At 44.2% G+C, this 26,121-nt stretch carries 24 protein-coding genes; 11 read left to right on the forward strand and 13 right to left on the reverse strand.

Translation table 11 applies throughout. The features are described 5' to 3' along the window. The first annotated feature begins 40 nt into the window (after positions 1-40). Together ACED45_RS18915 and ACED45_RS18920 are read left to right on the forward strand one after the other, a co-directional pair. Positions 41-280 (forward strand): hypothetical protein, encoded by a 240-nt coding sequence (locus tag ACED45_RS18915; protein WP_371714736.1) that lies wholly within the window; start codon positions 41-43, stop codon positions 278-280. Continuing rightward, positions 280-1,893 (forward strand): M48 family metallopeptidase, encoded by a 1,614-nt coding sequence (locus tag ACED45_RS18920; RefSeq protein WP_371714737.1) that lies wholly within the window; start codon positions 280-282, stop codon positions 1,891-1,893. Before ACED45_RS18915 ends, ACED45_RS18920 begins: the two co-directional genes overlap by 1 nt. Before the next feature lie 47 nt (positions 1,894-1,940). Here the strand turns inward: ACED45_RS18920 and ACED45_RS18925 are convergent, their stop codons facing one another. Next, on the reverse strand, positions 1,941-2,486 hold the full coding sequence (locus tag ACED45_RS18925; protein ID WP_146491062.1) for a TetR/AcrR family transcriptional regulator: 546 nt from the start codon (positions 2,484-2,486) through the stop codon (positions 1,941-1,943). Positions 2,487-2,625: 139 nt separating this feature from the next. On the opposite strand from ACED45_RS18925, the gene ACED45_RS18930 reads away from it, so the two are divergent. From ACED45_RS18930 to arsB, 3 genes are all read left to right on the forward strand, one after another. Next, on the forward strand, positions 2,626-3,150 hold the full coding sequence (locus tag ACED45_RS18930) for an HPP family protein (protein ID WP_371714738.1): 525 nt from the start codon (positions 2,626-2,628) through the stop codon (positions 3,148-3,150). Between the two features lie 122 nt (positions 3,151-3,272). After that, positions 3,273-3,614: an ArsR/SmtB family transcription factor gene (locus tag ACED45_RS18935; protein WP_146491064.1), complete on the forward strand. Its 342-nt coding sequence runs from the start codon at positions 3,273-3,275 to the stop codon at positions 3,612-3,614. 102 nt (positions 3,615-3,716) lie between these two features. Further along, entirely contained in the window at positions 3,717-4,772 is a 1,056-nt protein-coding gene (gene arsB / locus ACED45_RS18940; protein WP_371714739.1) for an ACR3 family arsenite efflux transporter, read from the forward strand. 92 nt (positions 4,773-4,864) lie between these two features. Here arsB and ACED45_RS18945 read toward each other — a convergent pair whose 3' ends face one another. Next, positions 4,865-5,752 carry a LysR family transcriptional regulator gene (locus ACED45_RS18945; protein ID WP_123283604.1) on the reverse strand — a complete coding sequence of 296 codons (888 nt, stop codon included), beginning with the start codon at positions 5,750-5,752 and terminating at the stop codon, positions 4,865-4,867. 129 nt (positions 5,753-5,881) lie between these two features. On the opposite strand from ACED45_RS18945, the gene ACED45_RS18950 reads away from it, so the two are divergent. From ACED45_RS18950 to glpD, 5 genes are all read left to right on the forward strand, one after another. Continuing rightward, positions 5,882-6,313 (forward strand): PACE efflux transporter, encoded by a 432-nt coding sequence (locus tag ACED45_RS18950; RefSeq protein WP_371714740.1) that lies wholly within the window; start codon positions 5,882-5,884, stop codon positions 6,311-6,313. 447 nt (positions 6,314-6,760) lie between these two features. Continuing rightward, the gene (locus ACED45_RS18955; RefSeq protein ID WP_285953883.1) at positions 6,761-7,615 is read left to right on the forward strand and encodes an MIP/aquaporin family protein; all 855 of its coding nucleotides are present in this window, start codon (positions 6,761-6,763) and stop codon (positions 7,613-7,615) included. Positions 7,616-7,674: 59 nt separating this feature from the next. Continuing rightward, a complete protein-coding gene (gene glpK, locus ACED45_RS18960) occupies positions 7,675-9,195 on the forward strand; it encodes a glycerol kinase GlpK (protein ID WP_123285491.1) in 1,521 nt (506 codons plus the stop codon). 260 nt (positions 9,196-9,455) lie between these two features. Continuing rightward, complete coding sequence (locus tag ACED45_RS18965; RefSeq protein WP_371714741.1) at positions 9,456-10,247, forward strand: DeoR/GlpR family transcriptional regulator; 792 nt, start codon at positions 9,456-9,458, stop codon at positions 10,245-10,247. A gap of 333 nt (positions 10,248-10,580) precedes the next feature. After that, positions 10,581-12,140 (forward strand): glycerol-3-phosphate dehydrogenase, encoded by a 1,560-nt coding sequence (glpD, locus tag ACED45_RS18970; protein ID WP_371714742.1) that lies wholly within the window; start codon positions 10,581-10,583, stop codon positions 12,138-12,140. Positions 12,141-12,345: 205 nt separating this feature from the next. Here glpD and ACED45_RS18975 read toward each other — a convergent pair whose 3' ends face one another. The 11 genes from ACED45_RS18975 to ACED45_RS19025 form a co-directional block, all read right to left on the reverse strand. After that, on the reverse strand, positions 12,346-12,582 hold the full coding sequence (locus ACED45_RS18975) for a YdcH family protein (protein WP_146491071.1): 237 nt from the start codon (positions 12,580-12,582) through the stop codon (positions 12,346-12,348). A 567-nt stretch (positions 12,583-13,149) separates the two neighbouring features. Then, positions 13,150-14,568 carry a hypothetical protein gene (locus ACED45_RS18980; protein WP_371714743.1) on the reverse strand — a complete coding sequence of 473 codons (1,419 nt, stop codon included), beginning with the start codon at positions 14,566-14,568 and terminating at the stop codon, positions 13,150-13,152. Between the two features lie 124 nt (positions 14,569-14,692). Then, positions 14,693-16,276, reverse strand: a complete 1,584-nt coding sequence (locus ACED45_RS18985; RefSeq protein ID WP_371714744.1) for a PTS transporter subunit EIIC — start codon at positions 16,274-16,276, stop codon at positions 14,693-14,695. A 9-nt stretch (positions 16,277-16,285) separates the two neighbouring features. Next, positions 16,286-17,716 (reverse strand): Sapep family Mn(2+)-dependent dipeptidase, encoded by a 1,431-nt coding sequence (locus tag ACED45_RS18990; protein WP_371714745.1) that lies wholly within the window; start codon positions 17,714-17,716, stop codon positions 16,286-16,288. A 58-nt stretch (positions 17,717-17,774) separates the two neighbouring features. Next, positions 17,775-18,479, reverse strand: coding sequence for a ribose-5-phosphate isomerase RpiA (rpiA, locus tag ACED45_RS18995; RefSeq protein WP_371714746.1), 705 nt, complete (start codon positions 18,477-18,479; stop codon positions 17,775-17,777). A 1-nt stretch (position 18,480) separates the two neighbouring features. Further along, positions 18,481-20,475: a transketolase gene (gene tkt / locus ACED45_RS19000; protein ID WP_371714752.1), complete on the reverse strand. Its 1,995-nt coding sequence runs from the start codon at positions 20,473-20,475 to the stop codon at positions 18,481-18,483. A 10-nt stretch (positions 20,476-20,485) separates the two neighbouring features. Next, positions 20,486-21,439 (reverse strand): transaldolase, encoded by a 954-nt coding sequence (tal, locus tag ACED45_RS19005; RefSeq protein WP_332409015.1) that lies wholly within the window; start codon positions 21,437-21,439, stop codon positions 20,486-20,488. Further along, positions 21,432-22,178 (reverse strand): HAD family hydrolase, encoded by a 747-nt coding sequence (locus tag ACED45_RS19010; protein WP_332409016.1) that lies wholly within the window; start codon positions 22,176-22,178, stop codon positions 21,432-21,434. The genes tal and ACED45_RS19010 overlap by 8 nt, the downstream gene beginning before the upstream one ends. A gap of 48 nt (positions 22,179-22,226) precedes the next feature. Further along, positions 22,227-23,384, reverse strand: coding sequence for an iron-containing alcohol dehydrogenase (locus tag ACED45_RS19015; RefSeq protein WP_371714747.1), 1,158 nt, complete (start codon positions 23,382-23,384; stop codon positions 22,227-22,229). Between the two features lie 114 nt (positions 23,385-23,498). Further along, positions 23,499-24,230 carry a ribulose-phosphate 3-epimerase gene (locus ACED45_RS19020; protein ID WP_239718720.1) on the reverse strand — a complete coding sequence of 244 codons (732 nt, stop codon included), beginning with the start codon at positions 24,228-24,230 and terminating at the stop codon, positions 23,499-23,501. 9 nt (positions 24,231-24,239) lie between these two features. Then, positions 24,240-25,082, reverse strand: coding sequence for a Cof-type HAD-IIB family hydrolase (locus ACED45_RS19025; protein WP_371714748.1), 843 nt, complete (start codon positions 25,080-25,082; stop codon positions 24,240-24,242). Between the two features lie 211 nt (positions 25,083-25,293). Here ACED45_RS19025 and ulaR point away from each other — a divergent pair, with 211 nt between their 5' ends. Continuing rightward, positions 25,294-26,070 (forward strand): HTH-type transcriptional regulator UlaR, encoded by a 777-nt coding sequence (ulaR, locus tag ACED45_RS19030; RefSeq protein WP_192891708.1) that lies wholly within the window; start codon positions 25,294-25,296, stop codon positions 26,068-26,070. Positions 26,071-26,121: the final 51 nt, after the last annotated feature.

Below are 26,121 nucleotides of genomic sequence, written 5' to 3' on the forward strand. Positions count from 1 at the left end.
TCGAGCCCGAGTGTTCTTTGGATTATAAATTCATCAAAGTATGCTCGCGCCCTGGACTTTACCTGACCCAACCCAAAGTGGGCTCATTGTTGAAAACTATGACCGCAAAGAACAGATGGTAATGGTCAAAATTGATGGCCAAGAAAAATGGTTTGACCAAATCGAAGTGCAGCTCAATAAAACTGCGGTGGCCAGTGTCGTATGTAGCACACAAGTCATTAGTGCCAAAAGTGACAGTGGTACTTACGCAACCCTTGGTTTAGGTGAGGGGTGTAACTAATGAAGAAACTATTTTGGCTAGCTGCGCCTTTATTAATATCAGGATGTGCCGTCGACAGCCTCAATAATCTTGTAGGCAGCAAATATGAATCTTTCGATGGTAAATATATCGACCAACACCTTGGTGAAACAAATTCTCCTAAGAAAAACACCGAGGCGAGCGCTGAGTTTGCGAATATAGTCAACACGCGCGCCGCTGCCGATAAAGACCTGATCGCAAACCCATACGTTAATAAATACCTAGAAGGTATCTTAGCTAAAATTCTTAAGCAGTGGGGCCAACCTGTCGATAACGACATTGCCATTATGGTCTCATCTGACCGCAGCTACTCTGCTTATGCAACACCTAGCACCATCGTCATCACTCAAGGCGTATTAGCCGATGCGGAATCTGAAGATGAGGTAGCGTTCATTATTGCACATGAGCTTTCCCATATTTTACTTAAGCATAACGACACCAATGAATACTTTGCTAAGCAAAGCGCTTTAGTCAGTAAAACGGCAAACATAGCAATGAGTACCGCACTCATCACTGATATGAAAACGGAAAAGACAAACAATGGTTACAAAATAACTAACCAAAATAAAAGCTCGACCAAAAATCTAATTAAAGACTCCTACCGTGCGGGTTTAACCATTAACCGCTTAAGTCGAGACGTTATTAGCTCTTCAATGAGCCGTAATGCTGAAGATGAAGCAGATCTACTCGGCATGGATCTCTTAGTAAAAGCGGGGGACAGCCCAAGAGCCTTCTCACCAGTACTTGAACGACTAGACAGTAGTCAGAAGTTTACAACAGCTCAGCTCAAGGAAAAAAAGCAAGACTTTCAAAGCTTTGTTAGCCTAGCGAGTGATGCGGGTAAGCACTTATCCAGTGAAAACAAATGGAGTAACTTAGGCTATTTAGCTGCAAATGAAGCTGGCACTCAACTTTTGCAGAGTTTTTCTGCCAGACATGCCTCTCCAATAGATCGCAAGAAAGACCTATCAGCTTACGTTAAACGTGAATATAGAAAAGAGCGTAAAAGATACGTGTCATCGACTGAATTCGAGAGGGTGGTAAAAAATGGTAAAGGCAAGCAGATCCAACAGAACTATTGGTATGCATCCGAGGCTTTTAAAGCCTTAGAGTTTGGAGATATAAAAACTGCAGAAACGCTCGCAAGAAGAGCAGTATCTGGTCCAACTAAAAATCATGCTTACCCGCGTTTAGCTTTCTATGGAGTACGAAAAGCACAAAACTTAGACTCGAAAGCACTGCAGAATCTAGCCCTGATCAAGAACTGGGACTACGCCTCAATTCAAACTTTCACGTTAGCTGCACAATCTTATCGCGAACAAAAAAAGCCAACCAACTCGCTCAAACTTCTCGCAAAAGGTGAACAAGTTATCGGAACCCAAGTTCCGTTCTTCCCCGAGTACATTGCAGCACACAAAGCATTAGGAAATGACACCCAAGTAGCGGAGCTTCTTACACAATGTAAGGGATTAAGTGAAAGTAATATCGTTGCTCAATGCCATAACAGTGCAGGAGTTGCGATTCCACAAAGCGCAGAATCAAGTAGCAGCCTAATGGATTCTTTTAATTCTTTAACCTCGTTGGTAGAACTTTAGTCACAATAGGCACCAGTAAAAGATTTCATTATTGGTGCCTTCATTTGCTAAGGGGTCACGCCTGCCAACTTCAACCAAACTTCACGGTAGTCTTGCCTATTAGCCTCGCTTCCCTGAAACTCACTTCGAACAATCAGCCCCTCCAGAAAGACCATCATCATTTCAGGTCGCACGTCATGAGGTTTCTTTTCCGGAAGCAACGACACAATAAGTTCTTTCAACCATGATTTGTGCTGTTGTGAAAGCATCGCAATGTCATCTTCCGACTCTTTAAACTCGGCGAGTGCGTGCATGAACATGCAACCTTTGAAGTCAGGCTGTTCAAACCAAGCAAAGTGCCAATCTAACAGCGCATCGAGTTGATTTTGTATCCCAGAAGTTGATGATAGCGCTGCTTCTAAACTCGACTCGAAACGCTGATGACGCCTTTCTAACACCGCTTCAATCAGTTTGGTTTTCGAGCCAAAATGGCGGTACATGGATGTTTTGGAAACCGCCGCTTCGTCTCGGATCATATCCACCCCAACTGCGGTATAGCCAAACTGATTAAACAACGACTCTGCTACATCCAAAATCAAATCTTTTTTACTCATCGTTCATCAACCTCAAATCGCTCTGAAATCGTAGAGCTCAATTTCTCGTTGCAAGAAGTGTACAGATCTGTATCATTCAAATCAAATAGTACAGATCTGTACACTTTCAATAAAACGAGATAACGAAGAGGAAACGATTATGATCAGCAAACTATCTGGTGGTGGAAACCTTCCTCCGAAGGCAAGCATTAGACAGCTTGTTAAAGGTTTTATTGGCGGTACGCTGGGCATCTTAATCTTGTGCTTATTAGCCGAAAGCTCTGGTTTCCCGTGGTTAATGGCGCCATTTGGTGCGACGTGCGTACTACTGTTTGCGGTGCCGACATCGCCGTTAGCTCAACCTAGAAACGTCATTGCGGGTCACTTTATTTCGTCTGCCGTGGGCCTAATCGCGTTATATGGCTTTGGGGATTCTTATGTGGCCATGGCTATCGCTGTCGGCTCGTCCATCATGCTAATGCAATACTTTCGCGCGGTTCATCCACCCGCTGGCGCAAATCCGATTGTGATAGCTTTGGCAGGGACTGCGCATGTGGATTGGACGTTCTTATTCACTCCCGTATTAATCGGTAGCATCGCTTTGGTCAGTATTGGTGCGTTATTGAATAACAGCGATTCACAACAAAAATGGCCGTTATACTGGTTTGGTTCATCCAAGTCTTAGTCCGTTGGATTTCAATGGTAAGTTTGGATTTTAAAAGCAAATTGCAAGATCACATTGACCCTTACATAAAATGGGCTTACTATTAATCGTCTTTTAACGATTATGGAAAGCGAAACATCAATATGAACGAAACTTGCTCTACAACTGGTGGCTGTGCTCTACCAATCGGACATGGTGATGCCGAAGCTGAAAAGCAAATGGCAGCTCTGGCCAAAGCGCTCGCTCATCCGGCAAGAATACGTATATTGAGTATCCTTTCAACGTTAGAAAAATCGGGCGGCTGTTTGAACAGTGACTTGGTGAGTGAATTGGGGTTGGCTCAGTCAACGGTATCTGAGCACTTACGAATTTTGAAGAACTCAGGTTTCATCACTGCCGAATCGATACCACCGAAGATGTGCTATCGCATTAACCGAGATAATATTCTGCAATTTGAATCGCTTATCGACACCATTTTAAAATAGATTAACCACGCTTAGTTTGTCGAACACAATAAACTAAGCGTATTTTTTGCCTTTAAATATCGTTTTTCGACGATTGACGATATCAACCAAAGAGATAATATCATGAAACCAAAATTAGGTTTTCTCGATCGCTATTTAACGCTGTGGATCTTCATCGCCATGGGCATTGGTGTACTGCTTGGCACCTTGTTCCCACAAATCGAACAGTGGAACGAATCGATGTCTGTTGGCACAACCAACATTCCACTTGCGATTGGCCTTATCTTAATGATGTATCCACCTTTGGCTAAGGTTAACTACAACCTATTAGGCACTGTGGTCAAAGATAAGAAAGCCATCAAACTGTCTCTGATCATGAACTGGGTTGTCGGTCCTATTCTAATGTTCGTATTGGCACTGACTTTCTTGGGTGATCACCCTGGTTACATGGTGGGTGTGATTCTGATTGGTCTTGCTCGTTGTGTGGCGATGGTTCTGGTTTGGAACGATATCGGCGGTGGTAACAAAGAGTACGGCGCGGCATTGGTTGCTCTAAACAGTGCATTCCAAGTGGTGAGCTACAGCTTTATGGCGTGGTTGTTCATCAGCGTTCTACCACCGATATTCGGTTACGAAGGCATGATGGTTGATATCTCAATGATCGATATTGCACACAGTGTACTTATCTATTTAGGTATCCCATTCCTAGCGGGCTTCTTAAGCCGTAAGATCCTAGTTTCGATGAAAGGCGAGCAGTGGTACAACGATGTGTTCATTCCACGCATCTCACCAATCACACTGATTGCACTACTGGCAACGATCGTTCTGATGTTCAGCCTAAAAGGCGAGATGATTGTTGAACTGCCAATGGACGTATTGTTGATTGCTGTTCCACTGACTATCTACTTCACAGCGATGTTCTTCATCAGCTTCTTCATTGGTAAGAAGATGGGCATTGAATACGACAAGAACGCATCAATTGCCTTCACAGCAACAGGTAACAACTTTGAGTTGGCTATTGCCGTAGCAATCTCTGTATTCGGTATCAACTCAGACCAAGCGTTTGCCGGTGTTATAGGTCCACTGATTGAAGTACCTGTGTTGATTTACCTAGTGAACGTGGCGTTTAAGATGAAAGACAAGTACTACAACGGTCTAACAGTGAAATCTGCGAACTAGAAAATCGCGTATCGCTTTAAACAGAAAGGCTCACAAATTACTTTGTGAGCCTTTTCTTTATTCAGATTCACCCAATTTAAGTCTCATCCGGCTTATGTTTCGTCTAATAGGCCTTTCAATGCTTGTTCAAGCCAAAGCAATGCTGGGCCTTTCGAGCGTGTTTTAGACAAAACAAGATCAACGGGCGGCGACCATGTTTTGTGATCGAATGAGACATTAATCTCCACTAAACGTTGCTTATCCAACTCATCTTCGACAAGGTGTTTGGGTAAATATGCCCAACCAATGTCACTGCCGAGCACCACCTCTTTGATGACAATAAAGCTGTTCGACCACCATACCTTGCCGGCAATCAGCGGAAACTGATCCATCACCTTACCTTTGTCTCCCCTCAACATTAACTGACGATGCGGGAGTAAATCAGAAAGTTTCGCAACACCTGTTTTTGCGAGCGTATGACTTGGATGACACACAGCAATAAACGGCAAGTGGCCGATAAAACAAGGCTCAGAGCCGACGTCAAAAGCCAAGTTGGTAAACATCAATCCAATGTCGGCTCTCTCTTCGATAATCAACGGGTTGACCTCAGTTGTGGTACAAGCAACCAGTTCAACTTCAGTAGCAGGGAATTGTTTACTGAATTGACTAAGGATCTTAGATAGGTTCGGGACCAACAATGAATCATCTAATGCAATTTTGATGAGACCCTCTTCACCGCTCCCCATCGCATTAACCGTCACATTCAGATCTTCAACCTGAAGTACAATCGCTTTCACCTGTTTAAATAACTGCTCGCCCGCCTTGGTTAGTGAAGGCTTTCGAGTCGAGCGATCAAAAAGCTCAACATTAAAATCAATTTCAAGATTACTGATGCCTTGACTCACCGCCGACTGCACCTTCCCTAAATGACGAGCACTGGCAGAAAATGACCCTAATTCAACGGCATACACAAACATTTTCAGCTGTTCAATGTTGTACATTTGGCTTCTCCACAAACCAACCATCACCATATGTGATGCTAACTATCTTTATATTATCACTTAAATAGATATTATCTAGCCAAGTCATTAGCCCATCGGCGGCTATTTAATCGTAAAGAGAGTTAGAAAATGTCACATAAAGAACGCATGTTACACATGGTGCTATTTGAATTGGTTGCTTTGGTTTTGATGGCAGGGCTTGCAACCTATATTACAGGAAACGGCGCAGGTGAAATGGCAGGCTTAGCGCTCGCAATATCTTTGATAGCAATGGCTTGGAACTACATTTACAACTATGGCTACGACAAAGTATTCGGAGCTGACCGCAGTAGACGAACCAAGAAAACACGTGTTGTGCACGGATTGGGTTTTGAACTTGGCTTAATGACAGTGACTCTACCTGTCTTGATGTGGGTTCTACAACTCGACTTCCTAACCGTACTGATCATGGACATCGGCCTAGTGATTTTCTTCGTACTTTACGCGATTGCATTCAACTGGGCGTATGACTCGATTCGAGATCAATTGGTAGCGAAAGGAAAAGTTGCAGCTCTGGTTTAGAACTGTAATTTCGTACCTTGTAACAAGAACAAACACCCAAATTAAACTGCCAAACTACACCGTAGCTGGCAGTTTATTCATTTATGCATATAAGCTCATTTGTTAACGCCCTTCTAACATAGCAAGAACATCACATAGCCCTTCGTAATTAAGTCTAATAATCCACCACTCACGAAGTAGCATCACAAATCCAAACATAAACTCCTCGTACCAGTTGCGCATCCGTTTACATATAGGTAGTTTGAGCGGCTTCGCAACCTATCAATTCGAGTAATGACGTTCATGCGAGCATCTTTTCCGAGCAAAAGTGTTCGGATTAACATTTCAAGTGACTTTAATTAACAATTTTATGCTCAAACGCTCATTTTTGTTGTTCGTTTATTTTCGAGTTCGCAAATATATGCACAATACACGTGCTAGATAAGCAAAACTAAAAAGGACTCGAACATGACAACAAATAAACACCCTTCTTTATTTGGGCAATGCTTGGCTGAATTTATCGGTACAGGATTACTCATATTTTTTGGCGTTGGCTGCGTGGCCGCACTGGTATTAACAGGTGCGACATTCGGACAATGGGAAATCAGCATCATCTGGGGCTTCGGTGTTGCGATTGCAATTTACTGTACTGCCGGCGTGTCAGGCGCGCACATCAACCCAGCTGTAACGATCGCTCTGGCAATGTTCCACGGCTTTGATAAAGCGAAAGTGCTGCCTTACATCATTTCGCAACTGCTTGGCGCATTCTGCTCTGCAGCATTGGTTTACAGCCTTTATAGCAACCTATTCACTGACTACGAAATTGCACATAACTTCGTTCGTAGCAGCCAAGACGCACTATCAACTGCTGGTATCTTCTCGACTTACCCACATGCTTCACTCTCTTTCTTCGGCGCTTTTGCTGTGGAATTCGTGATTACTGCAGTGTTGATGTTTGCCATCTTAGCGTTAGGTGATGAGAACAATGGCGCATCTCGCGGTGCAATGAACCCTCTACTGATCGGTATTCTTATCGCAGTTATCGGTGGTTCTTTAGGTCCACTGACTGGTTTTGCAATGAACCCTGCTCGTGACTTCGGACCAAAACTGTTCGCTTACTTTGCAGGCTGGGATTTCGCACTAACAGGTGCTCGTGATATTCCTTACTTCATCGTACCAATCCTTGCTCCAATTGTGGGTGCATGTTTTGGTGGTTGGTTGTACCCACGCGTTATCGGTGCTTACCTACCAATTGAAGGCCAAGGCTGCACAATTCCAAACCAATGTGAAACAGAACAAGAAGCTGAACAAGCTCAAGCTTAATCACTAAGCGCCCCTACATTTACTAAAATATAAATAACAAAAGAAAAAGGATTCTTACCATGACCGAGCAAAAATACATTGTTGCCCTAGACCAAGGCACCACAAGCTCTCGCGCTGTAATCCTCGACCACGATGCAAACATCGTAAGTTCTTCTCAACGCGAATTTACTCAGATTTATCCTAAAGCCGGTTGGGTTGAACATGATCCAATGGAAATCTGGGCAACTCAAAGCTCTACATTGGTTGAAGCGCTTGCTAAAGCAGGCATCCGCAGCGATGAGTTAGCAGGTATTGGTATCACTAACCAACGTGAAACCACCATTGTTTGGAACAAAGAGACAGGTAAGCCTGTTTATAACGCAATCGTATGGCAGTGTCGCCGTACAGCAGACATCTGTGAAGACCTTAAAGCACGTGGCCTAGAAGACTACGTACGTGACAATACTGGCTTAGTCCTTGACCCGTATTTCTCAGGTACAAAAGTAAAATGGATTCTAGACAACGTTGAAGGCGCTCGCGAAGATGCTGAAGCTGGCAAATTATTGTTTGGTACGGTTGATACTTGGCTGGTTTGGAAGATGACTCAAGGGCGTGTTCACGTTACGGATTACACTAACGCGTCACGTACTATGTTATTTAACATCAACGACCTATGCTGGGATCAAAAGCTTCTTGATGAGATGGGTATCCCTTCATCAATGATGCCAGAAGTGAAACGCTCTTCAGAGGTATACGGACAAACGAACCTTGGTGGTAAAGGCGGTACTCGTATTCCAATCGCGGGTATTGCGGGTGACCAACAGGCTGCACTTTACGGCCAAATGTGTGTAGAAGCAGGCCAAGCGAAAAACACTTACGGCACAGGCTGTTTCCTACTGATGAACACAGGCCAAGAGAAAGTAACCTCAAAGAATGGCCTACTGACTACGCTAGCGTGTGGTCCTAAAGGCGAACCTGCATACGCACTTGAAGGTGCAGTATTCATGGGCGGCGCATCAATCCAATGGCTACGTGATGAGATGAAGCTACTGGCTGGCGCTGAAGACTCTGAGTACTTCGCAACAAAAGTAGATTCTTCAAACGGTGTTTACGTAGTACCTGCGTTTACTGGTTTAGGCGCACCATACTGGGATGCTTACGCTCGCGGTACGATCGTTGGCCTAACTCGTGGTGTTAACTCCAACCACATCATCCGTGCAACCCTGGAAGGCATTGCTTACCAAACGCGTGACGTACTAGACGCGATGCAAGCGGACTCTGGCATCAAGCTAGCAAACCTACGTGTTGATGGCGGCGCAGTAGCGAACAACTTCCTAATGCAATTCCAATCAGACGTGCTGGATACTGAAGTTCACCGTCCTGAAGTAACGGAAGTAACGGCCCTGGGTGCCGCTTACCTTGCAGGTCTTGCGGTTGGTTTCTGGGATAGCATTGACGAGCTTCAAGGCAAAGCGGTTCTAAACCGTACCTTTATGCCACACCACGATGAAGAGAAGCGTAACCGCCGTTACAAAGGCTGGAAGCGTGCTATCAAATGTGCACAAGTTTGGTCTGAACTGCACGATGACGACGAAGAGTAAAATCGAGCATTCGAATAATCACTTTCATGTCGATTGAATTGTTCGAACCTCAGTAAACGAAACTAAAAAGAGCACTGTTTTGTGCTCTTTTTTGCGTTTCGGGCTCAAATTTTCCGCTCTGAGCACCGTTTTTGCGGTTTAGACATGATTCCTTACCATCATTACTTCTCTCTTTTCATCAATTCGAGCACAATAGCGTGAGTTTATATTTTCGATTTTGACGCGCTAGAGCCCTTTGCGCGCAGGGAGTGGTAAGTTAAGTGAAACAGATACCAAGACACCAGCAGATTGTAGATCTGGTAAAAACACAAGGATATGTAAGTACCGAAGAGCTCGTTGAAAAGTTCGATGTCAGCCCACAAACCATCAGACGAGACCTAAACGAACTGGCCGATAGCAACAAAATTCGTCGCTATCATGGTGGTGCAACCATTCCTCTTAGCTCAGAAAACACCTCTTACAACACGCGTAAAGCGCATAACTTCAACGAAAAAGACGTGATCGCCGACGAACTGGTAAAACATATCCCAGATGGCGCAACCTTATTCGTTGATATCGGTACTACACCAGAATCGGTGGCTCGCGCACTCAACAAGAATCATAAACAACTACGAGTTGTGACCAACAACATTAACGTTGCGAGCATCCTTCTGCCGAACCCAGAGATCAAGGTTATCTTGGCGGGCGGTGAAGTGAGAAACCGCGACGGAGGTATCGTGGGTGAAGCAACACTCGATTTCGTTAAACAGTTCCGCCTTGATTTCGGCATCTTAGGGATCAGTGGTATCGACTTTGACGGCTCACTGCTCGATTTTGACTATCACGAAGTTCGCGTGAAACAAGCCATCATCGAAAACAGCCGCAGTATCTTCTTAGCTGTCGACCACACTAAGTTTGGCCGTAATGCGATGGTTAAGCTTGGTAATATCTCTCAGGCACACATGGTATTTACTAATAAGCAGCCGCCGGAAGAGATTCTCAACATCCTTAAAGATTCAGACATTCCATTAGAAGTCATCAATACCGCTCAGCCTTCAACACCCAGTGAATAGGTCCAGCTAAGCTAAGCCAAGCTAGATTAAATTGAGTTAAGTTAAGTAAGAGCACTCACATTCGTGAGCAATCAAAAGCCAGTTCTATTGATAAACACTTATCGATAGCTGGCTTTTTTAATAACTGAACCATCAATACTTGATCCCTGTTCATGTCACTTCTATGCTCGAATAAGTTTTATTTGAACCTCTGCTTTCATAAGCAGAGGTTTTTTTATGCGCAAATCACATAAAACGCGCATAAACGAAAATAATAAATGACCGCAAACGAAAGTTAATATAGGATTCAATTATGTTCTAAAATGCTCGTTCGCTCAGCAAGAGGTCAAAACCATGAGTGCTCAACAAAATAATTCAAACAACAGTACATCTTCAACTCTAGACTTAATCGTGATCGGCGGCGGCATCAATGGTGCAGGCATCGCGGCAGATGCAGCAGGTCGTGGTCTAAACGTTGGTTTATACGAAGCAAATGATTTCGCCTCTGCGACATCTTCTGCAAGTTCAAAGCTTATCCACGGTGGCTTACGTTACCTTGAACACTACGAGTTTCGTTTGGTTTCGGAAGCACTGGCCGAGCGTGAAGTATTGCTAAGAAAAGCACCTCATGTTGCTCAACCAATGCGTTTCCGTTTGCCTCATCGACCATTTTTACGCCCAGCTTGGATGATCCGCTGTGGCCTGTTCCTTTACGATAACTTGGGTAAACGCACCACGCTTCCTGGTAGCAAAACAGTGAACTTGGCGAAATCAGGTTTACTTAAGCCAGAGATGAAAACAGGTTTCGAATACTCAGATTGCTGGGTAGATGATGCGCGTATGGTATTGCTGAACGTATTAGCGGCGAAAGAGAACAACGCAGAAGTTCGTAATTACTGCCGAGTTGAAAAAGCACACCGTGAAGGCGATGTTTGGCATGTAACGATTCTTGATGTGATGACAAACCAACGCTTCGAGCGCAAAGCAAAAGCGCTTGTTAATGCAGCAGGCCCTTGGGTGAAACAGTTCTTCGATGATGGATTAGAGCAGGCTTCGCCTCGTAACATTCGTTTGATCAAAGGCTCACACATTGTTGTTCCACGCATTCATGACGAACCACAAGCGTACATTCTGCAAAACAAAGACAATCGCATTGTGTTCATGATCCCTTACCTAGACAAATTCTCGATCATCGGCACTACCGATCTTGAATACAAAGGTGATCCGCGCGAAGTGGCTATCGACGATGTAGAAGTGGATTACCTGATTGATATCGTTAATCAGCACTTTGTTAAGCAACTTGGTCGTGAAGACGTAGTGTGGACATACAGTGGCGTAAGACCGCTTTGTGATGATGAATCTGACTCACCACAAGCGATCACTCGTGACTACACATTGGAATTGGACGCAGAACTGGATCAAGCACCACTGCTTTCGATCTTTGGCGGAAAATTAACCACTTACCGCAAGCTAGGCGAAGCAGCACTTAAGAAGCTTGAACCACACCTAACCAACATGGGTGCACCATGGACAGCCAACGACACGCTTCCTGGTGGTAATTTTAGCTGTAGCAGAGAGCAGCTTGCGAAGATGATTCACACTAAATACCCTTGGGCATCGGAAGCACTGCTACTTCGATACGTGACTCAATTTGGTACTTACACGTGGAAGCTATTGGAAGGTGCGAACAGTGAAGCTGACCTTGGCATCCAATTCTCAAAAGAAGCACATGGCGTTTATCAAGTTGAAATCGATTACTTGATCAATGAAGAGATGGCAATGACTGACGAAGACATCTTATGGCGCAGAACCAAACTTGGCCTGTACATGAGCGAATCAGAGCAGCAAGCGGTGACGGATTACTTGAAACAGAAACTACAAAGCAAGGTAGTGAACTTTTCTCAAGTAGGCTAACCCCACCAGCCTAAACATGGTTCAAGAACATGATGAACAACGAAGCTTAGCGTCCCCCGCGCTAAGCTTTTTTATATCCAAAGAAGCCCAAGCTTATCGATTCAGAAGAAAATGGGTAAGCCAAAACGAAAAAAACTCCCGAAGGAGTTTTTAGTATCTAAATCTGCAATTCGCCATTTAGCTAACCAGCCAAATTGCCAACTGACTAAGCCGTTAAGCGAGCGTGCAGTGCATCTTTAAGTACAGAACGATCATGTTTCAGTTGGTGCATCGAGCCGTCATCAATGGGTGAATCTTTCAGCTCTAGTTTACGAATCTCTTTATCAAGGTTGTCGTATGTCTTCATATCTTCTGCAAAGCCATCATCAGTTTTAGCAAGCTCAGCAATTTTGTCTTTCATTTCAGGAAATTCGTGAACAAGAGAGTGATTTTCACCTAGCATAGAAACCTCTTAAGTTGAGTAAAGTGATTGGGTTAGTCTTAAACACATTCACTATTAACCTTAGCAAGTGCTCGCACGAACAAATGAGATCTACCACACAACATAGTGCATATTTTGACCAACAATACACACCCAGTTCAATATCGTGATAACACTTTGAATTAACATGTTCAGTAACAAAAACAAAAGCCCCATAAACGACATAGGGCTTTTAGCTGAGATAAGGAGCCGGACAGATTAACTGCTGCAGCCACCAGAATGAATTCGGTTCGTCTCTTCGCTTGGCGATGTTGATGCCGTAGACTGGCATCCTGCAACAAATAAAAGTGCTAATGACAACATAAGCCATTTCATAACCATTTCTCCTTCCATGATAAGTAAAGCTTAGTGTTTCTAAGCAACTTCACCTAGTGATAGCTCAAAGTTTTCGATAAAGGGTAAAAACATCACCTCATCATTTAACGACCGAGTTTTTGAAGAAAAAATTTCAGATTGCTGAATAAAAATTAGCCCAACCGACAGGCTGGGCTAAAATACATCACTATTTTTGTAGTAGAGACTACCGAATTAGAAGTTGTAAATCAGCGCAATTTCAACTCGTGAAATATCATCACTCGAACTGCCTACGACATCACGGGTATAGTCACTGTCTAGAGCGTAGTACATATTAACCTCAGACTTTAAGTTACCTGTAATGTAGTTATGGAATTGCAAATAAAATTGGCTATAAGCGTATTTTTCATCCGATTCTGCACCAAACAAGACATCTTGATTTAACGTATAAATCGCATCATCGGTATTTGCTCGCCATGTCGACATGAAACCTGCAATGATTGACTGCTTCGGCTGATATTCAATGACAGTGTACGAACCAACCTGCATGGCATTACCATATGCCCCATCATGCGCGAAACCTAATGGGTCACCGGTCCATAGCGGGTTAAAGGTATTAACCTTATCGCTGTCTTTATCCGAACCTGAAGCATAGTGTAGGTTCAAACCTAGACGGTAGTTCCAATCGGCTTTCCAGTTGTAGTTCAAATCTGCATAAGCCATATACGCAGAAATGTCTTTACCTGCATGGTCACCAAATTGGTACACACCATCAAGCATGTAACCAAAACCTTCACTCACGAAATCATGCGCATGTATACCCAGAACTTGAATATCAACATCACCATCAGGAGCATTAACAAAGCTTTCGTTTGTTAGCTGATTACTCATTACATAAGCTTGCATCGTACCGAAATCGGTTTGCCAATTAGCGAACAGGCCTGTTGATTTCTTACCGTTAGTTTTGTCATCCCAGTTGCCACTAAAGCTACCATCACTATATAGCGGGAAGACTTCTTCACCGTAATACACATCAAAATTAATACCAGAAACGCTGTACTTCGCACTTGCCGCATTCCAACTAGACTGTACCGGTGTTGGCTCACGGTTCATCATTTGCCATTCATTCAAGTAAATTTCTTGACGACCAAATCGTGTACTTAAATATTGCTGGCCATCGTCAAGGAGCTTGAATTCTGCGAACAATTGATGGAAATCCGTACCTGCATCATCCACCGGGCCAGGATTATCTAGGTTAGTGTAGTTGGTACGAATCTCACCGAATAGGCGCATCCAATCTTGATACGTCACATCTGTCGCGAACTGCATACGAGTCCGAAGCTCATTCTTTTTGCGATTTTCGCCGTCGTACATATGGTTCCAACGGTTATCGAGAGCCGCTTTTACATTACCGCTAAAAGAAACTTTCCAGTCACCGCTTTCATCGATGTCCAAACGTTTTAGTTTCTCAGAGAAGCTTTTTTGGCTCTCTTTCAAATCGTCGACATAGCTCCAATCTTCATTGGCTCTGTCTCCCCAGAACACCATAGGGCTTCTTTCTGGCCAATCCGCCACTGTATTTTCACTTGCATGTAGAACGCCGGAAACGCATAGGGCAAGTAAGGTAACTGCATGTTTTGTCATTGTTTTCATTTTTATAATATCCATATTTCAGGTACACGAATCCCTTCCTGTGACGCGAGGTCACAGGAGGAATCATGAGTTATTGGGATTCTATTAAGCTTGTAACTGTAGGGTTACATAAGGGAATACGTTGCTAGGAATCGACACCTAAGGCTTCTTTAATACCAGAGGCTATCGTTATGACATTAGCACCGTATATCACCTGAATGCCTTTATTCATCCTTACTACTCCGATAGCGTTAAGTTCTTGTTTCCAAACTTTATCGCTTGCTGCTAAGGATTCATCATGCAATGAGACACGCAGTCGAGTGGCACAGTTAGCTACGTTTTCAATATTGTCGGCACCACCTAGCGCTTCAATAATTTCTGCTGGTAGGCCTTTTGAGGTTTGCTCTTTTTTCTTTTTAAAGTCTTCTTTGGAATACAGCGCTATATCGCCATCATCTTCCTCACGACCCGGTGTTTTCGAGTCAAACTTCAAGATAAAGAACTTGAAGGTGTAGAAGTAAATGACGAAGTACAGAGGGACTATCCATAACAGAGCCCATGCATGCACTTTTTCAGGTTGAAGCAAGTTAGGCACCATGAACAACAGCTGGTTACCATGAATGGATACACCCATCATTTCAGTGATCACATAAGCCAATCCATTTAGAGGCACGTGAACAGCAAAGAATAAGAAAGGCTGAACAAATAAGAAGGTGTACTCCAGAGGCTCAGTGATACCGATCACTGCCGCTGTGAACACGGCTGGTACCATGATAGCTGCAACCTTCTTGCGATTTTGTGTTTTCGCCGTCACATACATCGCATAAGCTGCGCCAGTTAAACCGCCAATTTGAATTGGAATTCGTCCGCTAGTGAAGTTATGGGTAATGTAGCCCGTTGCCTCTGGTGAGCTCATTTGGCCGTTCATAATGTTACGAACACCTTCATAAACCACACCATCAATCTCCATAACACCACCGACTCGAGTGTATTCGATAGGGAATGCGATCAAGTGGTGCAAACCAAACGGTAATAGGCCTTTGTCAAACACACCGAAAAGGAACGAACCAAAGATACCAGAGCTGGTAATAAGCGTTGTTAGCGACTGCAAAGCACCTGCAATTGGTGGCCAAGCATAGTAAACGAAAAGGGCAATTGGCATGATAGCGAAGTAAGCAAAAATCACTACCGCGCGAGGGCCAGAGAAAAAGCTAAGTAACGTAGGCATTTCAAATTTGTAAAAACGGTTGTGGATCCAAGCCGTAATACAGCCCACAAGAATACCGCTGAAGATACCCATGTTGTAAGCGAAAATACCTAAAGATTCTCCCCATAGAGAGTTGAAGTTTTGTGCAGCGACTTTGTTGTAACCAGCATCATTCATCAAAGATGCAACACTGGTAGTTTCAGCAGTCCAACCGTGAAATGCAGCAATCGAACCGATAGCGACATTGAAACACATGAACATGGTAAAACCGGTAAAGGCTGCCCATCCTTTCTCAGATTTAGCGAGGGCAAAAGCCAAACCAATCGCAAAGAATGGAGGTAGGTTGCGCATCACCATCAAACCTAGATCTAACATCAGTTTGAAAAATGCCCAAATAACAGAGTCAGTTGCAGACATTTGGTTTACAACGCCCGCACCTATACCAATAAATATACCTGCGATGACCAGTACGATGATAGATACCATCATACCTCCAGCAAGTGCTTGAACCTTATCTCTCATAATTTACTCCTAAAGTGATATGAGAACTTTCACGTATATTGTTATTGCTCTTTTTAATGACTTGAGGCTGAGCCTTTCGTTCGGCTCATGAACACAAGTCACATCACCAGGAAAAGTAGGTCCGAATGCAACACCATTGTTTAACGCACGCGCATACGAAGCCGCGCCTTTGCTAAAGCATTGAGCGTCTGTTCTTGTAACTTCGGAATAAGCTTTTCCCATCGCTTGGATAAGATCACTTTCGGGTGAGAGGTAAGATAGAGGTAAGTACTGCTGTTCAATCATTCCCACTCCATATTGTTGGGACAAGTATTGGAGTTGGGTACGAGTTTGATCGATAGTCAGGCCTTTAGGAAACCGAAAATCAAAATCCAAGTTGTAACTATGTTGATCGAGGTTAATAGACGAAACACAACAAGTTGTTGCTCCCATTTCAGCATCTTGATACGCAAGTCCTAATTTGGAAGCATCGCTTGCTTGCGCAAAGCATCCATCCAATAGTTCAATCAAGCTTTGAGAATGAGCATCTAAACCTTCAACATCTCGCATTTGGATAACAAACTGTTCCATACAGTTGTCAACTTTATGCGGGTTGCGGGACTTCTCCCACGGCGTTGATAGTTCAACGCAATACAGCTCCTTCTGTGAGTTATCAATACCCGCTTTGTTTTCCACGAGCGTTACTTTGGCAAAAGTGGCAAACCTCGCCGCAACTTCAGCCGCTTTTTCGCCAGTTAGGTACACAGTTAATTGATAGCAGGTGGATGTTCTGTCACGTTCACTTTCAATACTGACTATCTGGCAACTTCCTACGTCATTGAGAGTTGGGAGTTCTCGTTGAAATGACGCATATAGGATTCCTTTTTCTCCATTGACGATTGGGAAGTCGCCATCAGGAGAAAAGCCATATTCTGGCTGAGGATAGTGCTTAAAATAATGTTCTACACATTCCCAAGTTGTCTCTTCTGCACCACCGATAATGACTCGAATCGTTTTATCGAGCTTCATATCCAGTGCTTTAAACATCTTGAGGATGTACAGACTTGCCATCAAAGGGCCTTTGTTGTCTGTAACGCCTCGACCGTATAATTCATCACCTTGTTTATGCATTTCAAATGGCGGTGTGTTCCATTCATTCAAATCACCGGCTTCAACAACATCAACATGGTGCAAAATAGCTATTTCTTGCTCGCCTTGACCAAAGCAAATGTCCAGCGCATAACCCTGGTGATCTCTTACTTCAAAACCTTCACGCTGTGCGAATTCAATTAAGTAGTCGAACGCCTGTCTAATTGAACGACCAAATGGTGCGCTCTCTTCACTTGTGGTCAAGTCTCGCACAGACGGAATAGCAATTAACCCCGACAAATCATCCAAGAACGCTTGGTGATGTAAATCAAGATAGCCCAGAGATCGGGGTAAAAAATTGCTTTCCGTCATGTTTAGTCCCTAATTATCCGTTACTGAGTAAGTTATAAATAGACTTGTTAACGAGGTCTCATTTTCTCGATAACCAGTGCGTTCCTTCGCTATTTGAGAACGCCATGAAATCTGCTGAACGCTGCGCAAAGATGCCGTTTTCAACCACCCCAGCAATCGCATTCAACTCTCTTTCTCGGCTTTTAGGCTCGGTAAGATCTAGGCCAGAAACATCGAGAATTATGTTGCCATTGTCGGTCAAGCAGCCTTCCCTTAGCACAGGCTCTCCGCCTAAACTTCGCAAAGCGTTGAAAACCGCTTTCTGTGCTGCTGGTAACACCTCCACTGGTAACGGAAATTGCCCAAGTTGAGTGACTAAACGACCGCTATCGGCAATAGTGATAAAACTCATGGCTAATGTCGCTAGCACCTTTTCACGCGCTAGCGCCGCTCCTCCACCTTTCACTGTGATGCCGTCGGTCATCCCCTCATCAATGCCATCAATATAGAAATCGACACGGTCGCACTCCGCAATTGCCAACTCTTTCAAGCCGGCCTCTGCAATCGCCTTGCTCGAACGTTCAGAGCTCGATACACAGTTAGAAAACTCCGCTCCACTCTGCTTCAATAACTGAATAAAGACTTCGACGGTTGCACCTGTACCAATCCCAATGACACTTGACGGCGTTAGCGCATCAATCACATGCTCTAAGGCTACTTTCGCAGCCTTAGTACGCAGGCACTCTTGGCTAAGGTTTTCAATAAAACGCGTTGCCATTGCCATACTATCTCTCCAGAACCGCTTTAGATTTCTCTACGATGTTTTCAACCGTAAACCCAAACATTTCAAATAGCTCTTCTGCAGGCGCTGACTCACCAAAGCTCGTCATACCCACGATGTCACCTTGTAGCCCTACATATTTGAACCAGTAGTCACGAATACCAGCTTCTATCGCAACACGTGCAGTGACATGGCTAGGCAGCACTTGCTCTTGATATTCAGTTGATTGAGCATCAAACACATCAGTTGCTGGCATCGAAACCACTCGACAGCGTACGCCTGCTAATTGCACTTTTGCCTCCATCGCTAGCGCCACCTCAGATCCAGTCGCAATCAAAATCAACTCCGGTTCACCTTCACAATCAGAAAGGATATATCCGCCTTTTGCTACATTGGCTAACATCGATTCATCACGTTCAAATTGCACAAGGTTTTGGCGAGAGAAAATCAACGATGTTGGACCATCAGAGCGTTCGATTGCTGACTTCCAAGCCACAGCCGTTTCTACTTGGTCACAAGGGCGCCAAGTACTCATATTTGGCGTCAGGCGCAATGATGCGATCTGCTCCACTGGCTGATGCGTTGGGCCGTCTTCCCCTAAACCAATCGAGTCATGGGTATAAACGAAAATACTGCGTTGCTTCATCAGTGCTGCCATACGCAGCGCGTTTCGAGCGTATTCCATGAACATCAAGAAAGTGCCGCCATAAGGAATGAAACCGCCATGAAGTGCGACACCATTCATCATTGCCGACATCGCAAACTCACGTACGCCGTAACTTAAGTAATTACCGGAAGCATCTTGAGCCGAGATCGATTTTGAACCCGACCAGTTCGTCAGGTTCGACGGTGTTAAATCGGCAGAACCGCCCAAGAACTCTGGAAGTAACGGACCAAACGCTTCAATGGTATTTTGCGATGCTTTTCTGGTTGCAATCGTTTGCGGGTTAGCTTGCAAGGTTTGAATCCAGTCTTGTGTATACTGCTCCCAGCCTTCTGGTAATAAGCTTTGGCTACGACGTGCAAACTCAGCAGCTAGCTCAGGGTAAGCTTGTCGGTAAGCATCAAAACGAGCTTGCCAATCAAGCTCATCGGCTTTGCCTTGTTCTTTTCTATCCCACTCATTGTAAATATCTTGTGGCATTTCAAACTCTGGGTGTTCCCACCCCAAGTTTGAGCGAACAAGTGCCACTTCTTCGGCACCTAGGGGAGCACCGTGGCAGTCATGGCTTGCCGATTTATTTGGAGAACCAAAACCAATGATTGTTTTGCAACAAATCAAACTAGGTTTATCTGATACCGACTTCGCTTCAGCAATCGCTTTATGGATACTTTCAGAATCGTGACCATCAACATCTGCAATCACATGCCAGCCATAAGCCTCAAAGCGTTTTGGCGTATCATCAGAGAACCAACCATCAACATCGCCATCAATTGAAATGCCGTTGTCATCCCAGAATGCGACTAACTTTCCAAGCCCTAGTGTTCCCGCTAGTGAACAAGCTTCATGCGAAATCCCTTCCATCATGCAGCCATCGCCCATAAACACATAAGTATGGTGGTCTACGATGTCATGACCTTCTCGATTAAATTGTTCGCCCAAGACTTTCTCTGCCAACGCCATGCCCACGCCGTTAGTGATACCTTGCCCTAGTGGGCCAGTTGTTGTCTCAATGCCCGGCGCGTAACCATATTCAGGGTGACCTGCCGTTTTACTGTGTAATTGGCGGAAAGATTTAATATCGTCCATCGACAGCTCGTACCCAGATAGATGCAGTAAGCTGTAGATCAACATCGAGCCATGACCATTCGACAGAATGAATCTGTCTCGGTCTGCCCAATTTGGATTGGTTGGGTTGTGTTTTAGAAAGTCTCGCCATAGCACCTCAGCGATATCAGCCATTCCCATTGGAGCCCCAGGGTGACCTGATCCCGCTTTCTGCACAGCATCCATGCTTAATACACGAATCGCATCAGCAAGTTTTGAACGTGAAATCATCATGCATCTCCTACAAACGCGCTTCGATCATGGTTTCCAATTTGCCTTGGTCGACGGCAAAATTGCGAATACCTTCCGACAACTTTTCCGTTGCCATCGGGTCTTGATTCATTTCCCATCGGAATTCAGCTTCTGTCATCGATGCTGGTGCAGTTTTAATCGCGTCACGCGCTGAAAACAGCTGGCATTGCACATCGCCTTCTTGAGCGGCTAGTTGGTCTAAAATTGCTGGACCAATCGTCAGGCGGTCACACCCTGCTAACGCTAAAACTTCTTCTGCGTTGCGAAAGCTGGCACCCATGACGACTGTCTCGTAGCCGTGATCTTTGTAGTAGTTGTAGATATCTGATACTGAAACCACACCTGGGTCTTCATGAGGTAAGTACTCTTTTTTCTCTGTATTGGTTTTGTACCAATCCAGAATTCGCCCTACAAAAGGAGAAATTAAGAAAGCACCAGCTTCTGCACACGCTTTTGCTTGAGCGAAGTTAAACAACAAGGTCAAATTACAGTTGATGCCTTCTTTCTCTAACACTTCAGCAGCTTTAATGCCTTCCCAAGTAGAAGCCAGTTTGATTAAAATGCGCTCGTTACTAATACCGGCCTCGTTATACATCGCAATCAATTTGCGTGCCTTTGCTAGACTTGCTTCTTTGTCAAATGACATACGAGCATCCACTTCTGTAGAGATGCGTCCCGGTACCGTTTTTAAAATCTCTAGGCCAATATTGACGGCCAACTTGTCTCCAGCATCAATTAATTGCTGAGACTTATCATCGCTTTTAGATTTTGCCCACGTCACGGCATCAGCAATCAAGTGATCGTATTGAGGCATCTCAGCTGCTTTTAGCACCAAAGAAGGGTTGGTGGTGGCATCTTGAGGTTGAAAAGCCGCAATCGCATCAATGTCACCAGTATCCGCAACAACGGTAGTGTACTTTTTCAATTGTTCTAATTTATTCATCTTCATTTCTCATAAGTTGATTAAGCAATTGCGGTAAGGTTTGGTCATTCATCGAACTCAGCACCACGTTGGCTAGCGAGACATCGAGGTGACGAGTGAGCAAGTTAGTTACCGCTACTGTTGGTATTCCTGCCGATCGAGCCGCCTGAACACCCGGAGGAGAGTCTTCAAATGCGATGGCTTGATGGGCAGAGACACCTAATTGATTTAGGGCGGCCAAATACACATCGGGTTGAGGCTTACGTTTTGCTGGAGCAATGTCTTCTGCACCGACAAAACAATCAAAGAAGTGAGTGAGATTTAATCGAGATAGAATTGGATGGTAATGCTCAAATTCAGAGCTTGTTGCAAGTGCAATTTTCCAATTTTTTGACTTTGCAAACTCAAGGTATTGGCGAACGCCTTCACGCTCAGAAATGGTTTCAATCAAGCGGTACGCTTTCTCCTCAACAAGTTGGCGAATGTCATCATTCGACAACGCCTGATGAGATGCTTGATTAAATAATTGATAAAGAGAGGTTGCTGGTGCTGAGCTCCCAACTAGACCAGCAACCTGAAGAGGTGATACTTCAACATCATAGGTTTTTAACAAAGCTTCCCAGGCTTTAAACATACAAGTCTCGGTATCCACGAGAAGTCCATCGAAATCAAAAATCAACGCTTGAACATCACTGGCAATGAATTCCTCTCTTTCCAATTTCAGTGCTGTGTTATTCGAAGTGATGATGCTTTTTTCCATGGTCTCGTCTCCATTTTCTTTATTAATTTATTTTTAAACCCTGTGGCACTAGACCAAACTGGCGTGTAATACTTTTTTCATTTCATCACCGCTAGTCAGCGGTAAATCAAAGCAGAAAGCAGGCTCTAGCTTAAGAACATCTTCTTGAGTTACCCCGACTTGAGTTAAATTCGACTCAAGGCCAATTCGCTCAAGAAACTTCACAAGAAGTGCCGCCAATGATTGAGCTTTTTCTTCAGTGCTTCCCACGGCACCAAAGAGCTCAGCCACTTGCGCAAATCGCTCCGGCTGTTTTCGCCACTGAAGTTGCACATACGCCGGATAAACAACAGCGAGTGTTAAACCATGTGGTAAGTTCGTTTTACTACTGCCCAAAATCTCCCCAAGAGGATGCGGCGCTCCGGCCCCACCATTTGCTAGTGAAATTCCGCCTAACGTGTCGGCTTTCGCCAACTCACAACGGCCAGCTAAATCTGCTCCGTTGTCTACAACATTTGGCAAGTTTTCAACCACCAGCTTCATGGCTTGTAACGCCATTGCATCCACAAAAGGAGATGGACGCGTGCCAGTAAATGATTCAAACGCATGAGAAAAAGCATCGAAACCCGTCATTGCAGTCATACGAGGCGGCAGTGTTAACATTAACTCTGGATCAATCAGCGCTTCGCAAGGAAAGAACTCCGGATGAAACAAAGTCAGTTTTGCGTGCTGTTCCATGTCTGTAATCACCGCAGCTTGCGTCACCTGTGACCCCGTACCAGACGTTGTCGGTACTGCGATCAAAGGAACAACTTGAGCGGGTAGATCTTGGATTTCTCCAAACGGTGAGTCATAAGTTGCGAACCAATGTGCCCAGTCCAAAGACTCTGCTTTGATAGCAGCAGAAATGATTTTTGCTGTATCAATCGAAGAGCCACCACCAATCGCTAACACCACATCACAATTTGCCGAAACCGCGACTTGACGGCCAAGCTCCACAACAGTGGTTGGTGGGTTTGGTACCACGCCATCAAAATGTGTCACTTCAATTCCTTGCTCTGCTAGCAGGGCAAAAATACGGTCGTAAGCAGGTTTCACTGCATCAAAAATTGGCTCACTGACCACGAGGCATCGTTTGCCATATTGAGCAACAAGCTGCCCAACCTTTTGAATTTCTCCTGCACCAAATGTCAATTTTGTCGGCTGATAATATTGAAACTGTGTCATGAATTAATCCTTGGTAGTGGTGCCAAGCTCGAGCATATATAGGGGGTAAGCTCGGCACCGTTATTAGATTGAGCGCGACAGCTATATGAATCACTGTTACGCCAAGTGAAAAAGTTAAGCTGTTTCTGCTTCTTCTTGTTTCACTTCTGCTTTGTCTTCGAGTTGGTCAATCGCAGCACGGAAATCACGAACACCAGCAGTAATGCCATCTTTGTGACCAAAGATATTGGTAGAGGCAACCATTACGTCGATGTCTTCATTAAGCAGCTCTTCGATATTGTGGTTACGGATACCACCATCAACACATAGCTCACAGTTAGGGTTACGTTCGTTGATGAGTTCACGAGCTTCACGAATCATTGCAATCGCTGATTTACGCCATAACCACTCATCATCGCCATCAGTAATTCCGTGAATAACAATGTGTAGGCGATCTAAGTAGTAGATAGATTCTTTAACAAATGACACTGGTGTTAATGCGCCAACTGTTAAGCCAAATTTCATTCCGTGGTTTTGGCAGTATTTAATGATGTAACACAGAGGAGCACCGATAAAATGCTCTGCCGGTAGAATCAACATGTTTGCACCTGCAGCTGCGATTTTATCGATAAATAATTTGTCGCAGTCTTTGAAGTAAGCATGCACTTCAATTGGCTTTTCAGTGTAAGGACGAATACCTTCAACGATTTGATGTCCACCCATCAATTGCAGGTTTTTCAGGTCATGCATATCTGCAGCATCACAGTGAATGTAGTCTGCACCAGCGTCAGAGACTTCTTTCACTACGTCAGCAATATGTCCGTAATCTACGTGAGCTAGGCCTGCTGCAATTTTCACTTTTTTCATGGTATTTCCTTAATAATTAAAAGAATGTTGGTATGTTTTCTGGCCTTCTTGCACCGTGAGGCGAAGATACTGGCCAATTCCACAACCGTTGTTATTGGTGACAATAAGGTTTGCTAAACCCTTTAATGAAGGGCTAGCGTTATCCATAGCAACAGGCTCCCCGACGAGTCGGAACATAGAGGCATCGTTGTCCCCATCTCCAAAAGCTATGGTATTTTGAGCGGATATATTTTGTTGTTTCAGCCACTGAGTTAGCGCATGGCCTTTTGTGGCTAACGTCGATGTAATGTCGAGTTTTGTTGGTGCAGATAAATCAGCTTGGCAATGAGCTTGCAAAGCATCCCTTAATTGGTTCAAAGCGACTTTGTCCGAGCTTGAAACAAGCACTTTGTATACGTCGCCAGCCTGTTCAAGCAGTTCACTGATAGCCGGAACGACTTGAATGGATATGTCTGCATTAATGACTTGCGCTTTTTTGACCAAGTCTTCTGTGTGCTGTGACGCTTTTTGAGCAAACACGCCACGGCTTGAATAAAGAGTGAAAGCAAAGTGTCCTTCATTCAGCAAGCTCACTAAATCAATGAGAAAATCACGTCCCAAAATTTGTGGGTTCATTATGTTCTGCGTGATTGGGTCAAAAAGGTATGCGCCGTTACAACAGATGATAGGTAAAGACAAACCAAGCTTTTCGACATAAGGCATCATTAACTGATGCGGTCGACCACTCGCTAGACTGACGCAATAACCGCTGTTCACAGCAAGCGTGATCGCTTCTTTATTGTTTGAGCAGATTTGCTCATCATCTCTTAACAATGTTCCATCTAAATCAATAATGACTGCTTGATACTTCATCTTGGTCTCCAATGACTCCTCATGACGCAAAATGACTATAAATGGCCAAATACGGTCATGTAAAGTCATTTTTGATTTATTTTGACCAAAACCCAGTGATAGATCACAATAATTACGTCACTAAAAATCAAAACACGTCACCGTTAGATTTTATTTGCTCAAAAGTTCATAATGCGTCAAAATAAGTCAAAACTAATTAAAGGCATGAAGAATGAATGAAGCTCAACGTCATAGAAGCTTGCTTGACCATTTAAACAGTCACACTTTTATTACGACAAATGACTACGTAAAAATGTTAGATATCTCTTTATCAACGGCTCGTAGAGACATAACTAAGCTGGCAGAAGAAGGTAAGCTAAAGAAGATTCGTAATGGTGCAGAAGTGATCAACCATGATGCGCCATTGGCTGCGACACACGTTCCAAGTAGCTTTATTCCTAAAGAAAAAGATATTGAGTGCTACGCTGCCAAACAACGGATTGCCAAAGCAGCTGCAGATATGTGTGAAGAGCACGATAGTATTATTGTTAGCGGAAGTAACACCACCTTTCTGATGGGGGAACACCTTCTTCACAGAGATGTTCAAGTTGTGACTAACTTTATGCCGCTGGCCTACCAGTTGATCAGTCAAGATCATCAGAGCATCATTATTTTGGGTGGTCAGTATCTGCCTGAACGTCAAATTACGATTTCACCCGATGAAGAAGCCGCAGACGATCACAAGAGTCGCTTTGTGTTCTTTACCGGTACGGGTGTAACGGCTGCTGGTATCCACACATCTGATTTATTAGTGTATATGGCAGAGAAGAAGCTTCTAGAGTATGGCGATCGCATTGTTGCGCTAATTGATAGCAGCAAGGTGGGTAAGCACGGTGGAAAACTGCTTACGTGCACATCCAAATTAGACACTTTGATTACTGATGAAGGTGCCGATCAACAGACACTCGATTCATTACGCCAACAAGGGGTTAATGTTGTCGTAGTCTGATGGCGAATAACCACCTGATAAAGAAAAAGGATTGGTAGCATACCAATCCTT

The sequence above is a fragment of the Vibrio crassostreae genome (assembly GCF_041439375.1).
In the GTDB taxonomy this organism is placed as follows: Bacteria; Pseudomonadota; Gammaproteobacteria; order Enterobacterales; family Vibrionaceae; genus Vibrio; species Vibrio crassostreae_D.

Excerpts from the sequence above, each read along its gene's own strand:
- ACED45_RS18930 (WP_371714738.1), top strand. The coding sequence starts at position 2,626 with ATGATCAGCAAACTATCTGGTGGTGGAAACCTTCCTCCGAAGGCAAGC.
- ACED45_RS18915 (WP_371714736.1), top strand. The coding sequence starts at position 41 with ATGCTCGCGCCCTGGACTTTACCTGACCCAACCCAAAGTGGGCTCATT.
- ulaR (WP_192891708.1), top strand. The coding sequence starts at position 25,294 with ATGAATGAAGCTCAACGTCATAGAAGCTTGCTTGACCATTTAAACAGT.
- glpK (WP_123285491.1), top strand. The coding sequence starts at position 7,675 with ATGACCGAGCAAAAATACATTGTTGCCCTAGACCAAGGCACCACAAGC.
- ACED45_RS18985 (WP_371714744.1), bottom strand. The coding sequence starts at position 16,276 with ATGAGAGATAAGGTTCAAGCACTTGCTGGAGGTATGATGGTATCTATC.
- ACED45_RS19010 (WP_332409016.1), bottom strand. The coding sequence starts at position 22,178 with ATGGAAAAAAGCATCATCACTTCGAATAACACAGCACTGAAATTGGAA.
- glpD (WP_371714742.1), top strand. The coding sequence starts at position 10,581 with ATGAGTGCTCAACAAAATAATTCAAACAACAGTACATCTTCAACTCTA.
- rpiA (WP_371714746.1), bottom strand. The coding sequence starts at position 18,479 with ATGGCAATGGCAACGCGTTTTATTGAAAACCTTAGCCAAGAGTGCCTG.
- ACED45_RS18920 (WP_371714737.1), top strand. The coding sequence starts at position 280 with ATGAAGAAACTATTTTGGCTAGCTGCGCCTTTATTAATATCAGGATGT.
- ACED45_RS18990 (WP_371714745.1), bottom strand. The coding sequence starts at position 17,716 with ATGACGGAAAGCAATTTTTTACCCCGATCTCTGGGCTATCTTGATTTA.
- ACED45_RS18975 (WP_146491071.1), bottom strand. The coding sequence starts at position 12,582 with ATGCTAGGTGAAAATCACTCTCTTGTTCACGAATTTCCTGAAATGAAA.
- ACED45_RS18925 (WP_146491062.1), bottom strand. The coding sequence starts at position 2,486 with ATGAGTAAAAAAGATTTGATTTTGGATGTAGCAGAGTCGTTGTTTAAT.
- tkt (WP_371714752.1), bottom strand. The coding sequence starts at position 20,475 with ATGATTTCACGTTCAAAACTTGCTGATGCGATTCGTGTATTAAGCATG.
- ACED45_RS19025 (WP_371714748.1), bottom strand. The coding sequence starts at position 25,082 with ATGAAGTATCAAGCAGTCATTATTGATTTAGATGGAACATTGTTAAGA.
- ACED45_RS18980 (WP_371714743.1), bottom strand. The coding sequence starts at position 14,568 with ATGAAAACAATGACAAAACATGCAGTTACCTTACTTGCCCTATGCGTT.
- arsB (WP_371714739.1), top strand. The coding sequence starts at position 3,717 with ATGAAACCAAAATTAGGTTTTCTCGATCGCTATTTAACGCTGTGGATC.
- ACED45_RS18945 (WP_123283604.1), bottom strand. The coding sequence starts at position 5,752 with ATGTACAACATTGAACAGCTGAAAATGTTTGTGTATGCCGTTGAATTA.
- tal (WP_332409015.1), bottom strand. The coding sequence starts at position 21,439 with ATGAATAAATTAGAACAATTGAAAAAGTACACTACCGTTGTTGCGGAT.
- ACED45_RS18950 (WP_371714740.1), top strand. The coding sequence starts at position 5,882 with ATGTCACATAAAGAACGCATGTTACACATGGTGCTATTTGAATTGGTT.
- ACED45_RS18955 (WP_285953883.1), top strand. The coding sequence starts at position 6,761 with ATGACAACAAATAAACACCCTTCTTTATTTGGGCAATGCTTGGCTGAA.
- ACED45_RS18935 (WP_146491064.1), top strand. The coding sequence starts at position 3,273 with ATGAACGAAACTTGCTCTACAACTGGTGGCTGTGCTCTACCAATCGGA.
- ACED45_RS19020 (WP_239718720.1), bottom strand. The coding sequence starts at position 24,230 with ATGAAAAAAGTGAAAATTGCAGCAGGCCTAGCTCACGTAGATTACGGA.
- ACED45_RS19015 (WP_371714747.1), bottom strand. The coding sequence starts at position 23,384 with ATGACACAGTTTCAATATTATCAGCCGACAAAATTGACATTTGGTGCA.